The sequence below is a fragment of the Streptomyces sp. NPDC057307 genome, from assembly GCF_042667665.1.
GTDB lineage: Bacteria > Actinomycetota > Actinomycetes > Streptomycetales > Streptomycetaceae > Streptomyces.
Genome location: NZ_JBHUZM010000026.1, coordinates 1 through 13,143, shown reverse-complemented (window position 1 = coordinate 13,143; position 13,143 = coordinate 1). Strand labels below are relative to the sequence as shown.

Annotated in this window: 10 protein-coding genes; 4 read left to right on the top strand and 6 right to left on the bottom strand. The window is 70.4% G+C overall.

What is annotated here, in order from left to right:
• Nucleotides 1–48: 48 nt before the first annotated feature.
• Nucleotides 49–1,134 (top strand): phosphotransferase family protein, encoded by a 1,086-nt coding sequence (locus ACFUN8_RS12805; RefSeq protein ID WP_383635136.1) that lies wholly within the window; start codon nucleotides 49–51, stop codon nucleotides 1,132–1,134.
• An 81-nt stretch (nucleotides 1,135–1,215) separates the two neighbouring features.
• On the opposite strand, the gene ACFUN8_RS12800 is transcribed toward ACFUN8_RS12805, so the two are convergent.
• The 5 genes from ACFUN8_RS12800 to ACFUN8_RS12780 all read right to left on the bottom strand — a co-directional run bounded on the left by ACFUN8_RS12800 (nucleotide 1,216) and on the right by ACFUN8_RS12780 (nucleotide 8,631).
• Nucleotides 1,216–4,590 (bottom strand): S8 family serine peptidase, encoded by a 3,375-nt coding sequence (locus ACFUN8_RS12800; protein ID WP_383635133.1) that lies wholly within the window; start codon nucleotides 4,588–4,590, stop codon nucleotides 1,216–1,218.
• A gap of 163 nt (nucleotides 4,591–4,753) precedes the next feature.
• Nucleotides 4,754–6,178, bottom strand: coding sequence for a hypothetical protein (locus ACFUN8_RS12795; RefSeq protein WP_383635131.1), 1,425 nt, complete (start codon nucleotides 6,176–6,178; stop codon nucleotides 4,754–4,756).
• Between the two features lie 193 nt (nucleotides 6,179–6,371).
• The gene (locus tag ACFUN8_RS12790; RefSeq protein ID WP_383635259.1) at nucleotides 6,372–7,217 is read right to left on the bottom strand and encodes an alpha/beta fold hydrolase; all 846 of its coding nucleotides are present in this window, start codon (nucleotides 7,215–7,217) and stop codon (nucleotides 6,372–6,374) included.
• A gap of 20 nt (nucleotides 7,218–7,237) precedes the next feature.
• On the bottom strand, nucleotides 7,238–7,780 hold the full coding sequence (locus ACFUN8_RS12785; protein ID WP_383635128.1) for an anthrone oxygenase family protein: 543 nt from the start codon (nucleotides 7,778–7,780) through the stop codon (nucleotides 7,238–7,240).
• Nucleotides 7,777–8,631 (bottom strand): NAD(P)H-binding protein, encoded by an 855-nt coding sequence (locus ACFUN8_RS12780; RefSeq protein WP_383635125.1) that lies wholly within the window; start codon nucleotides 8,629–8,631, stop codon nucleotides 7,777–7,779. The genes ACFUN8_RS12785 and ACFUN8_RS12780 overlap by 4 nt, the downstream gene beginning before the upstream one ends.
• A 64-nt stretch (nucleotides 8,632–8,695) precedes the next feature.
• Here ACFUN8_RS12780 and ACFUN8_RS12775 point away from each other — a divergent pair, with 64 nt between their 5' ends.
• Nucleotides 8,696–9,178, top strand: coding sequence for a MarR family transcriptional regulator (locus tag ACFUN8_RS12775; protein WP_383635123.1), 483 nt, complete (start codon nucleotides 8,696–8,698; stop codon nucleotides 9,176–9,178).
• 70 nt (nucleotides 9,179–9,248) lie between these two features.
• On the opposite strand, the gene ACFUN8_RS12770 is transcribed toward ACFUN8_RS12775, so the two are convergent.
• Entirely contained in the window at nucleotides 9,249–9,890 is a 642-nt protein-coding gene (locus tag ACFUN8_RS12770; RefSeq protein WP_383635120.1) for a hypothetical protein, read from the bottom strand.
• A 253-nt stretch (nucleotides 9,891–10,143) separates the two neighbouring features.
• Here ACFUN8_RS12770 and ACFUN8_RS12765 point away from each other — a divergent pair, with 253 nt between their 5' ends.
• Together ACFUN8_RS12765 and ACFUN8_RS12760 are read left to right on the top strand one after the other, a co-directional pair.
• Entirely contained in the window at nucleotides 10,144–10,656 is a 513-nt protein-coding gene (locus ACFUN8_RS12765; protein WP_383635117.1) for an SRPBCC family protein, read from the top strand.
• A gap of 17 nt (nucleotides 10,657–10,673) precedes the next feature.
• Entirely contained in the window at nucleotides 10,674–12,989 is a 2,316-nt protein-coding gene (locus ACFUN8_RS12760; RefSeq protein ID WP_383635114.1) for an FdhF/YdeP family oxidoreductase, read from the top strand.
• Nucleotides 12,990–13,143 lie beyond the last annotated feature (154 nt).

Here is a 13,143-nt window from a genome sequence, read left to right as displayed (position 1 = left end):
GCTTCGTCTCAGACCCCAACTGACGGACCGGCGCCCTGAAGGAAGCAGATGACCGACCGCTGCCTACCCGATGCCGAGACGATCGAGGCTGTCCTCGCGTCCCATGAGGGCGCCTGGGGAGCCGGACTCCGCGTGCTCTCGGTGCGGGACCTGTCGCCCGGACTGGGACAGGCGGCGGTCCTGGAGGTGAGCGCCACCGGGACGGACGGCCGGCCGTCCCGGTGGATCGTCAAGATCCCCGGTTGGGGTCATCAGTCCCTGCTCGACTCCCGCGACGCCCAACTGGACCGCCGCGAAGCCCGCTTCTTCGGCAGTGACATTCCCGGTCTGCTGCCCCGCGGGCTGGCCACTCCGCCGGACGCGACCCTGGTCAGCCACAACGGCCTCGCCTGGATCGTCATGCGCGACATCGGCACCGCGTTGCACCGGCCCTGGACACCCGCCGCCGCCACGACAACCGCCCTACGCACCGCGCTGCTGTATATCCCGGGAGCCTTGCGCCCCGACCTGCTCGACACCCCCTGGCTGGAGCGCGCGGGCTACGCCGCCTACGCCCATCACATTCCGGCCGGCCACGACAACCTCGACGCCCTGGCCGACGATCCGCGCCTCAGGACACTGTTCACCCGCGAGCAGGTGCACGCCCTGCACGCATGTCTGGACGCGGCCGCGGAGCTGAACTCACGCGCGGCCGCGCTGCCCACCACTCTCGTCCACGGCGATCTCACTCCGCGCAACGCCGGCCTGGACGGTGACGATGCCCTCGTCCTGATCGACTGGGAACACGTCGGCATCGGCCCCGTGGGCTTCGACCTGGGCACCTTCGTCTCCCTCTACCGCGCCTTCGGCGGCCACGGCGAGCTGGACGAGCCGGCCCTCCTGCAGTCCTACGGCCAAGCGGTCAGCGACCTGGCCGACACCGACCTACTCCCGTCCGCCACCCTGGGCTTCGCCACCGTCCATCTGACCTGGGGGCTGCACCTCCGTCTGGGCCCCGGCCTCACGGCGCTGCGCCAGGGCCTCCACGGCAAGACTCCGGAGGACCTCGCCCCGCACCTCGACGACATCCGCTCGGGCTGCCTGCGCGCACTGTCCTGGGCGTCCGCTGCCGGAGTCGACACCGCCGGTCACTGACGTACCCCCGGCTCCTGCCCGGAGGGGCGGCTCAGAGCGGCGTTCGCGCCGGTGGGCGAGCGGGACGGGGTACGTGCGGGATCACTTCGTGCGGTAGGCGTCGATGATCGTCTGGGAGAAGGTGTTCCCGTTCCGGTCCCTGATGTCGGCCCGGAAGGAGACCGAGCCGCCGGCCGGCGGGTTGTCCACCTTCACCGTGCCCTTGTGCGTGACGAGTCGGTGCCACTTCCTGCCGCCGTCGTAGGAGACGGACACCTTCAGCGACGCGGGGTCCCGGCCGGCGGCCGAGCCCTGGACGGTGACCGGTACGGACTGCCTGACGCCGGCGGCGGCCGTGGAGTCGAGGGCGAGGTCCGGGGTGTAGCGGATCACGCTCGTCGGGACGGCGACGGCCTTCGCCGTGCGGGACGAGGTGAACTCGGCCTGCCAGGTGACGGTCGAGCTGACCGACGAGACACCGGACGCGACCCGGCCCACGGTGGTCACCAGGCGGTAGCGCGCCTTGCCGGCGGGCAGTTGGAAGGTGGCGGTGTCCAGGACGTCGTCGACGGTCGCGTACTCCCGGCCGTCGCGGTAGAGCGTGGTGGACGCCGATTCCGCGTCGTACACGCTCCCGCCGCTGTGGGCCGCGCCGTCGGCGAAGGGCCTGATCGTGCCGGTCAGTGTGTCGCCGTCCCGGATCAGCCCCTGGCCCTTGGCGAGCGCCGGCCCGAACACCCCGGTGTTGACGGTCTCGGTGCGGCGGTCGCCTCCTCGGTACGTTCGGCCGGGGATCTCGTACTCGGCCCGGACCGCGCCCGAGTCGGCCGTGAGCTGCTGGGAGGAAGCGCCCCAGCGGTAGCCCCCCTGGAGGTACACCGTCCTCGTGTTCGGCAGGTCGGAGTAGAAACCGACCGCGCCCGCCGGGATGTCCGGTGTGGTGGTCCAGTTCAGTCCCAGTGCCCCGGCGACCGACGAGCCCTGCCGTACGGTCAGCCTGGCCAGGTCCGCCGGGGTCACATGCTGCGTGTGGCCGGTGTAGAAGGCGTCCTTGAGGGTGTCCGCGAGGTGGTACTCGCTGGCGCCGTTGGACCAGTGCGACACGAAGTACGAGGTCGCCTCGCCCGGTGGCAGCGGGTCTCCGATCTGGGCGGAGCGGGTGTTGGCCAGGTTCGTCCCCAGCCCGAACGCGCTGGTCGTCTCCGTTCCGTGCGCCTTCACCGAGCTGATCAGGAAGGAGGAGTACCCCTTGGCGTCCGGGTCCGGCAACGACACGTCGATCGGCTCGGCCCGCCGGGCGTCGATCTCGACGGTCATGTCGTGGTCGACCGTCAGCTTCGGCGCGACAAGGTAGTCCAGGCCGAGTCCACCGGTGTCGTCCCGTGTGAAGGTCTTGCCCATGACGGAGTAGTCGCCCGCGGGCACCCGCACCGTGCTTGTGCCGTCGTCCCCCCGGATCAGCCGGTAGTTGTCGTTGCCGATGCCGGTCAGCGTGGCGGCCCAGTCGAGGTAGTCGGGCGTCGTGCCGTCCCGGGCGGTGGCTTTGAAGGTGAGGTCGTACGACTCCGCCGCACGATCGAGCCCCCCGACACTGCGGACGGTCTGGTCGCCGCCGACCGCCGTCACCGTCAGGCTGAACGCGCCCGCGACGTCACCGCCGACGCGGGTGTCCGCGGTGACGACGACGGCGGACGTTCCGCCGGCCGGGACGGTGATCTGCCGGGCGCCGAGGACGAACAGCCCCTCGGGTGCGGCGGCTCCCGCCGGGCCGGTGCCCTCGGCGGACAGGTCGAGCGTCACCGCCTGGTCGCCGTCGTTGCGATAGGTGATCGTCCTGGTCATCGGCTCGTCGTCGGTGTGCGGCCAGAGCACACGGCCGAAGTTCAGCGATACGGGCTCCGCGACGACGGTCTGCCGCGTCGCCCGGGTCACGTCGACCCGGCCGCTGCCCTGCTCGTACGCGCTGTACGTGCCGGGCTCGGCGGAACCGACCAGCGCGGACTTGATCCGCGCCCCGGTCCAGTCCGGATGCTGCTGGGCGAGCAGGGCCGCCGCGCCCGCGACATGCGGGGTGGCCATGGACGTACCGCTCATCGTCACGTACCCCGGGGCCGGGTGCGGAAGGTCCGGCCGGGTGCCCTCGGCGGACGCCGCCGTGATGTCCACGCCGGGCGCGGTCACATCGGGCTTGACTCCCCCGTCTTCCAGGCGCGGGCCCCGGGAGGAGAAGGAGGCGAGCGCGTCCTTCTTGTCGACGGCTCCCACGGTCAGCGCGGAGTCGGCGACGCCGGGCGTGCCGATGGTGGTGTCACCGGGGCCGGAGTTGCCCGCGGCGACGACGAACAGGGCCTTGTCGGACAGGGCTTCGACGGCTTCCTCAAGCGGGTCGACGCCCAGCGTGTCCGTGGCGCCGAGGGACATGCTCACGATGTCGGCGCCCTGCTCGACCGCCCACTCCATACCCGCGATGATCTCCGAATTGAGCCCGGAACCGGCCGAGTTGAGCACCTTGCCGATGATCAGGCCGGCCCCCGGGGCCACCCCCTTGTAGGCACCGCCGGACGCCGCGCCGGCCCCCGCCACGGTGGAGGCGACGTGCGTGCCGTGCCCGTTGTGGTCCTGGGTGTCCGCCTCAGGCGTGAAGTTGCGCCGGGCGACGACCTGGTCGCTCACGTCGGGGTGGCCGGTGTCGATGCCGGTGTCGAGGACCGCGATCTTCACTCCCGTCCCGTCGTAGCCCGCCTGCCACGCGTCCGGGGCGCCGATCCGCGGCACGCTCACGTCCAGCGAGGCCGTGGCCACGCCGTCGAGGCGGACGGAGGCCACGCCCGGGGCCAGTTCGCTCACTCCGGCCGAGGTGTCGGTGAGCGTGGACCACGCCCCGGCGGCCTCGTCGGGTCTCAGGACGAGCGCCTCGCCGTCGACCGCGTCGAGGTCGCGGACGGAGGTGCTGGTCTCCGCGTGCAGTCGCGTCCGGGCGGCCGGGTTCGAACCGGCGTACTCGACGATCACCGGTGTCCCGCCGGCCGCCAGGTCGTCGTACTCGGGACGGTCCAACTCCACCGCGTCGAACAGCGACAGGTCGAGCCGGCCCTCGGCGATGAGCGGTTCGACGTCGGAGGGGATCACATAGGTGTGCCCGCCGGTCCGATTGATCTGGACGGGCACCGAGGCCCGGCCCTCGGCGGGTGCCACCCCGACAACGTTGCCTTCCTTGTCCAGCGCCACCCGGTCACCGGTGATCAGGGCGACCGTCCGGACCGCGGCGGTCGCCGTGCCCGGTGCCGTCCTCGCTGTGCCCGGCGCCGTCGTCCTCGCCGTGCCCGGTGCCGTCCTCGCGGTTTCCCGTGCCGTCGTCCTCGCGGTGTCAGCGGCGGCCGGCGGGGCGTCGGTGAGCCCCACCGTCATCCCCGCGACGAGTGTGGCGGCGGCGGCGACGGCGACCGCGCCAGGTCGGATGCGTCTTGTGCCCAGCACTGTCGCCCCTGTCTGCAGGCTTGCAATCAGCTGATGATCGATCAGAGTGCGAGCGACAGCCTGTCCGTCATGATGAGGCCATGTCAATGGCGCCCAGGGGGTGGGCGAGCGGCCACCGTGTCGTCCCGTACGGGGGCGAACGCCACCGGGCCCGGCTGATCTCTCACGTCCAGCGCAGCAGGTTGCCGGTCGAGTTGCGGGCCAGGAACAGCGTGAGATACGTCTGCCCCGCCATGGCGCCGACGCGGTGCTCCCGCCCGTAGTACGTGTTCTCCCCGGCGGCGCCGTAGGTCCGGCCGTCGGTGAAGCGGGACATGAGGGAGAGCTGGTCGTCGTTGTGCAGTCGCTCCCACTCTGCGGCGGGTGGGGTGATGCCCTGGTCCTGCCCGGTGAGGGACACCAGAAGGTCGAAGTTGCCGAAGTAGAAAGGGAAGTGCGTACCCCAGTCGTTGCCCTCGGGATAGAAGATCTCCGCGGAGCCCGGACGGTAGATGTGGGTGACTCCCCCGCCCGGCAGCGGAAACGACTTGTCCACCAGGGCGCCGTACGTCCGCGTGATGTTGTGCAGCGCGGCCTTCGGCGCCGCACGGCCGGCCAGGCCGAAGACGAAGCCCTGGTACAGGCTCTGGTCGAACGCCACCATGTACAGCGGGTGCAGCCGTGCGTGGTTCTCCAGCGTCCCGTCGTCGGCGATGTTCGTCCCCCGCAGCCAGGAGGACAACTGGATGCCGTTGATCGTCTCCCCGCTGGTGAGGTCCGCCGGCCTGGCCGCCGCGGCGAGCAGAAGCTCGACGTTACGACGCGTCCAACGGGCCGTGTTGGGGTGGCCCGGCATCATGGCGGCGGCCAGGGAGAGCGCGGCGGCGCTCCAGTTGTCCTCCTCGGCCTTGCTGTCCCCGGGGGTGACGACGGTGCCGTCCCGGCGGGTCATGTAGAGCTGTTCGCCGCTGGTGCCGATGAGGTGGACGCCGTTGCCGGTGGTGAGCCGGTCCGCTTCCCACACCAGCATCGCGACGAGGTGACGGCGCGTGGTGGCGTCCAGCCGGTCCCAGAAGAGCCAGCCCGCCAGGGCCGTGTAGTACGCCCACAGGGCGGTCTGCCAGCCGCCGCCCCAACGGTTCGCGGTATCGGGGTTGTTGGCCCGGTGCCGGGCGGCGAGGGTGCGGATCAGGTTGTGGGTCCGGACGGTGGCGTTCGCGGCCGACAGCGTCCGGGGGTCGTACGTGCCCGTGACCAGTGCCGTGGTCGCGGCGACGGCGGCCATGGCGGGCAGCCGGACGGCCCGCTCGTCGGTGCCCTTGAGGTCGATGTAGCCGTCGGGAAGATAGTGCGTGTAGGTGGCGGCGTACCAAGGCCCGATCAGGTAGCGGGCGCTCCCCGCGAGGATCGCTGTCACCCGGGATCCGGCGGCGTCCGCCCCTGAATAGGAGCCCAGGCCAGGCCAGTTGACGGCGACGACGCCGTCGCTCTCCGCCGCCTGAGCGGTGCTCGTCGTCCCGGCGCCGAGCGCCCCGAAGGCACCGGCGAGCCCGATCGCGCTCGCTGCTCCGAGGAAACGGCGCCGAGAAGTCGGAGGCAGGTCGGGCATGGTCGGACTCCTACTCGTTCTCATTCGAACTCATTCGAAAAACGCGAGGCCGGGTCCGACGGTAGCGACGATCACGCGTTCGCGAGTGGGTCTCCCTCCCGGCTGTCCTGAATCCGTCATCGGGTCAAGGGGATGGCCGGCCCGTCGGGGTCGACTCGGGGTCAACGCCCCTATCGTCCGGCGCCGTTCGACCTCACTCGCCGGTTGCGTGGGTGAACTCCCTGATGAGCCGGGCAAGTCTGGCCGGCTGGTCCAGGGGGATGAGGGTGTAGGTGTCGTCGATCTCCACCAGCCGTCCGTGGGGCAGGAGTTCGGCGAGGCGTCGGCCGTGCTCGGGTGGCATCACGCGGTCGCCGCCGGCCCAGATCACGAGAGTCGGTGGCGTGAAGCCGGGCAGGTGTTCGGCCGCGGCCATCAGGAGGTCGGTGTCCGCCGCCGCCGCGCGCAGCATGCGTACGGCGTCCCGGCGGATCGCGGGCCGGCGCATGACCGGTTTCGTCCACCGGGCGGTGGCGGCGTCCCCCCGTTTGGTCAGCCACCCGAACGCGACTGGCAGCCGACGGGCCGGCCGTAGCCTCATCTGTTGCATGAACAGCCCGAACAGCCGGGACGGGAGCCGTCCGGCGAGCAGCAGCGTCCTGCCCGTCAGCCCGGGTGGGAAGTTGTCGAACGCGTCGCAGGACACGAGTACGGCCCGCCCCACGCGCTCGGCGCCGTCGGCCATGAGCAGTTGGACGAGCGCGCCACCGGTGTCGTTGCCGACGAGGGTGACGTCCCGCAGATCGAGGCGGTCGAGGAACTCGGTGACCAGCCGAGCCGTCGCGGGCAGCGACAGGTCTGCGTCGGGGCGCATCGGGTGACGGTGCGCCCCAAGAGGCAGTGTGGGTGCCAGGCACCGGTGGTCGGCGGACAGTTCGGCGATCGGGCCGTCCCACAGGGAGGCGTCCATCATCATTCCGTGCAGCAGCACCAGTACGGGGCCGTCGCCGCCGGTGTCCTGGTACTCGATCGTCCCGGCGGACAGGTCGATCTCCCGCATGTGCTCCCCGACCTGCCGGCTCATGTGGCGCCTCTCAGGACCGCCGGTCCCGCGGGGTCCGACGCCGTCGCCCCGTCCGGGACCCGAGTACGGGCCGTGCCCGCCGCCGCGACGGTCAGGAGCCCGAACGCGAGAACGGCGGAGGCCGTACGTACGGCGTGGGCGATCTGCCAGCGGTCGCGCACACGCGTCCAGTCGGCGGGGGGTGCCTGCGCGGTCCAGTCGAGCTGGTCCGCGTTGATGGGGAGGTTGAAGGCGAGCGTCGTGACAAGAACGGTGAGGAGCAGGGCGAACGCCGTCGACGTCAGCCAGAAGGTACGGCCTCTCGCCCTGAAGGTGGTGGCGGCGAGAAGCGCCGTGGTCAGCAGCGCCGGCAGGAGGGTGGCGGAGGCGAGGTCGTCCAGTCGCCGCAGTTCGACCTGTCGTACCTGGGTGTAGACGGAGCCGTCGAAGCCCCGCAGCGAGAGTTCGAGGACGAGGACCGTGATCAGGAACCCGGCGAACAGGCCGGCGAAAGCCAGACCCGTGTGGCGCAGGACCGTGGCTGTCCGTTCGCTTCTCATGAGGGCCGCCGGTTCCGGAAGGCGGCCGCGTGTTCGACGGCCCAGGTGGCGAAGGTGAGAGCGGGGCGGTCCAGGAGCTTTTCGACGGTGTCCGTCGTCGGTCCCGGCTCCTTCAGGCAGGCGGCGGCGTAGCCGATCACCCGGTCGGGAACGTCCTCGGGCAGGCCCTGGGCGAGCATCGCCCGGCGCGACCGCTCGGGGGAGATCTCCTCGAAGGTCAGCTCCCTGCCGACGGCCCGGCCGATGAGCCGGGCCTTGTCGTGCTGGGTGAGCGACTCGGGGCCGGTGAGGGCGTAGGCCCGGCCGGCGTGGGCGGGGTCCAGCAGTGCGCGTACGGCGACTTCGGCGATGTCCCGCTGGTGGATGGGCGAGGTGGCCGCGTCGCCGTACGCGCCCCGTACGACACCCGTGGCGCGGATCTGCGGCGCCCAGGCGAGGGCGTTGGCCGCGAAGTCGGCGCAGCGAAGGAACGTCCACCGCAGCCCGGAGGCCCTGGCCGCGCTTTCGACCGCTGTGAACTCCTCGGCGAAGCGCCGGTACCCGCCGCCGTACTCGACGGTGACCGCCGACAGCACCACCACCCGCCGCACGCCGTGCTCGGCGGCCAGGGCCAGCAGCTCGGCGCTCGCCGTCCCGACGGCGCGCGGGCTGAGCAGGAGAACGTCCACACCGCCCAGCGCGGGCGCGAGCGTCAGCGGCCTGGACGGGTCGCCGACGACCGTCCGCACGTGGTCGGCGACCGCCGTGGCGGCCGGGTCGCGGCTGACCGCCACTGTCCTGGTTCCCCCGGCCGCCAGCAGTCCCACCACCGCGCGGCCTACGGTTCCGGTCGCTCCGGTAACCATGATCATGGTGCACACTCCCGTCCGGGATACCCTGTCTTCCGAACACCGGATATTACGAGGAGCGTAACATATGAGTTCCGTACGGTCTGGCGACGCGGGCCGGCACAGGCGGCTGAGCGGCGAGATCCGGGAGGCACTGCGCGCGCTGGGCATCCAGCTGTCCCTGCTCAATCAGCAGGTCGGCGCGCGACTTGAGCTCAAGACCATCGACGTCGACTGCCTCGACCTGATCAACCGGCACGGCCCGATCGGTCCCAGCGCCCTCGCCCGCCTCGCCGGGCTGCATCCCGCCACCCTGACCGGGATCCTCGACCGGCTCGAACGCGGGGGCTGGATCGCCCGTGAACGCGACCCGAACGACCGCCGCGCCACCCTGCTGCGCCCGCTGCGCGACCGGAACGCGGAGATCCTCGGGCTCTACTCGGGGATGTCCTCCGCCGTGGACGAGATCTGTGCCGACTACGACGAAGCCCAACTCCAGCTCCTGGCCGACTTCCTGCACCGCACCTCGACGGCCGGCCGCGGCGCGACCGACGATCTCGCCGAGCGCTGACGGCTCGCCACCGGGCCCCGGGCTCGGGCGCGCGGCAGCCGGGTCAGCCGGGTCAGCCGTGCCGGGTCGGTCAGCCGCCCGGGAGGCTGTACCCCGAGGTGATGTTCAGCGTGGTCGCGAAGGTCAGATACATCAGCCACAGACCGGTGACCGTGTGGAAGAACCCCTGCCCCCACTCACCCGCGGTCGCCAGTACTCCCGGGGACCCGTCCTGCCGGGGCTTGTCGAACGGCAGGCTGATGAAGAACTTGGAGACGTACACACAGGCGAGGCCGGTGAAGAGCAGGCCGACCGGCCAGGCCCCGGCGCTGAAGAAGACGACCATGCCCAGCACCGACAGGATGACGAAGGCGAAGCACATCCCGGCGTCGGTCCGCACCCCGGTCCGCTGGAAGCGGTTCCAGCCCAGTGCGAACCAGTGAATGCCGTACGCGCTGAACGCCAGCGCGGCCATGTACAGCGCCTTGTCGTGGAACACCTGGAACCAGGTGAGCCCGACGAAGAGATAGATCCCGGCCAGGAGCTGGCACAGGCCGGGCATGAAGATTCCCCATACGCCCATGGCCCGGTCGACATCGGCATTCCGCCGTGGAGCACGGAGCAGCTCCTGCGGACCGTAGATCAGATAGCCGGTGCCGAGGCCGAAGAACCCCAGCACCACAGGCACGAAAGCCGAATCGGGGAAGATCACGGCGAATTTGCCGGGGTCCATGACGCGCTCCTCCAGCTGAGGGAAGTCGGAACCGGGGAAACCACCGGCGGCCGGGCTTGTGAAAGTGAGACCGAATCAATCCCAGAATGTGGAGCGATGCCACTCGGCTGTGCCATCCGTGTCAGATGTGCCGTCGGCGCGCTTCGAGGGGCGGACCCGATCCGCTTTCCCTAGGCTGCGTAGGTGTCGGGCTTTCCGGTCCGGCCTCTGTCGGTCATGTGCCACCATCCGGCGCGGAGGGATCGGGACATTCATGAGCACCATCGAGGCTTCCGCCGACGTGGACGTTCCGGTCCGCATGGCGTACAACCAGTGGACGCAATTCGAGAGCTTTCCCCGCTTCATGGACGGCGTGCGACGTATCGACCGGCCGCAGTCCACGATGACCCACTGGGTGACCCGGCTCGGCCCGATGACCCACGAGTTCGACGCGGAGATCGTGGAGCAGCGCCCCGACGAAAAGGTCAGCTGGCGAAGCCTGGGGCGGCCCCGTCATTCGGGCACCGTGACGTTCGTGGAACTGGCCGAGGACCGTGTGCGGGTGACACTGCGGATCGACTTCGCGCCGCGCGGATTCATGGAGCGCGGCGGGAACGCGCTGGGCGTCGTTCACCGTCGGGTGCGCAACGACCTGAAATCCTTCAAGGAATACATCGAGGGCCAGGGGCGAGAGACCGGAGAGTGGCGTGGCACGATCAGCGACAGCCGTGTCCGGCCGAACTCGGGACAGAAACATCCGGACGTTCCCAACTGGCCCACAGGCTGAGGCGAAAGGCTATTCGGGTGAAGAGGCGACCGACCGAGGACCCGAACGAGAACGAACCCGAGATCACTCCGCCCAAGAAATGGGCGGCGGGCGTTCCCGCCGTCGCTCACGCGCTTGGCTATTCCCTCACGGAGACCTCGGCCCGGCATACGGCTGTGACACTGGCGAACATCAATCAGACCGGGGGTTTCGACTGTCCCGGCTGCGCGTGGCCGGACCCCAAGCCGGGGAGTCGGCACCGTAACGAATACTGCGAGAACGGCGCCAAGCACGTCAATGACGAGGCGACCACACGGCGCGTCACCGCCGAATTCTTCCGTCGTCATTCGGTGGACGAACTGGGCCGCAGATCGGACATGTGGCTCAACCAGCAGGGGCGGCTCACCGAACCCATGGTGAAGCGGCCGGGCTCCGAGCACTACGAGCCGATCAGCTGGCACGAGGCGCTGGGGCTGATCGCCGACGAGCTACGGAGCCTGGACTCGCCCGACGAAGCGGTCTTCTACACCTCGGGACGGGCCAGCAACGAGGCGGCTTTCACCCTCCAGCTCTTCGCCCGCGCCTTCGGCACCAACAACCTCCCCGACTGTTCCAACATGTGCCACGAGTCGAGTGGCGCCGCCCTGCACGAGACGCTGGGTATCGGCAAGGGCAGTGTGAGCCTGTCGGACATCCACCACGCCGAGCTGATTCTCATCCTGGGCCAGAACCCCGGCAGCAATCACCCCAGGATGCTCTCGGCGCTGGAGGAGGCCAAGCGCAGGGGCGGCCGTATCGTCGCGATCAATCCGCTGCCGGAAGCGGGCCTGATGCGGTTCAAGAATCCGCAGACACCGCGCGGTGTGGTGGGCCCCGGGACCGTGATCGCCGACGAGTTCCTGCAGATCCGGCTCGGTGGCGACCTCGCCCTCCTCCAGGCGCTGAATCTGCTGCTGCTGGAGGCGGAGGACGCCGCGCCCGGCACCGTGCTCGACCGGTCCTTCATCAACTCGCACACCAAGGACTTCTCGGAGTTCGCCGAACACATCCGTTCGACGGTCTCCTGGCCCGACGTCCTCACCGCCACCGGGCTGACCCGTGCCGGTATCGAGCGGTTGCGTAACGCCGTCCTCGGGAGCGAACGCGTCGTCGTCTGCTGGGCGATGGGGCTGACCCAGCAGAAGCACGCCGTGGCCACCATCCGGGAGATCGTGAACTTCCTGCTGCTGCGGGGGAACATCGGCAAGCCCGGGGCCGGGCCGTGTCCGGTGCGCGGCCACAGCAATGTGCAGGGCGACCGGACCATGGGGGTCTGGGAGAAGATGCCCGAGGCGTTCATGGCGGCCCTCGGCCGTGAGTTCTCGTTCACACCCCCGGCCGCGCACGGTCTGGACACGGTCGATTCCATCCGGGCGATGCTCGACGGACGGGTGAAGCTCTTCCTCGGCCTCGCGGGCAACTTCGTACGGGCCACTCCCGACAGCCCGGTCACCGAGGGGGCGTTGCGCCGTTGCCGTCTCACCGCGCAGATCTCGACCAAGCTGAACCGTTCGCACACGGTCTGCGGTGACACGGCGCTGATCCTTCCCACGCTCGGCCGGAGCGAGAAGGACGTCCAGGCGGGCGGGGAGCAGTTCATCACCGTCGAGGACTCGATGAGCCAGGTCCACAGCTCCCACGGCCGCCTCGAACCCGCCTCCAAGCAGTTGCTCAGCGAGGTGGCCATCCTCAGCCGGCTGGCCCGTTTGACGCTCGGGGACCGGGTGGCCGTGCCCTGGGGGGAGTTCGAGGCGGACTACGGCACGATCCGGGACCGTATCGCCCGGGTGGTGCCGGGGTTCGACAACTACAACGCGCGGGCGAGTCGGCCGGGTGGCTTCCTGCTGCCGAACCCGGTCAACGAGGGGGTCTTCCCCACCGCCGTCGGGAAGGCCGTCTTCACCCGCAACGGGTTCGAGATGCTGAGTGCCCCCGAAGGGCATCTCGTGCTGCAGACGCTGCGCTCGCACGATCAGTGGAACACCGTCCCGTACACCACGAACGACCGCTATCGCGGCATCCACGGCTCACGGCGGATCGTGATGGTCAATCAGAACGACCTGGACACGCTCGGTCTGCGCGACGGTGACCAGGTCGACCTGGTCGGCGTCTGGCACGACGACATCGAGCGCCGCGCCGAGGGCTTCCGCCTGGTCGCCTACCCGACCCCGGCCGGCTGCGCGGCCGCGTACTACCCGGAGACCAATGTGCTGGTCCCGCTGGACAGCGTGGCCGACGTCAGCAACACGCCGACGTCGAAGGGGGTCGTGATCCGGCTGGAGCCGGTACGTGAGGGAGCGACGGTCCAGCCATGACGCCCGGTCCTCCTCGCCGACGCCGACGATGACCGCTTCGGCCGTGACGGCGTCGACCATGACGGCTGCGACTCCGACGACGTCGACCGTGACGGCTTCGACCGTGACAGCGTCGGCCGGCGGCCGGGGTCGTGCCGTTCGCCGTACGGTGGCC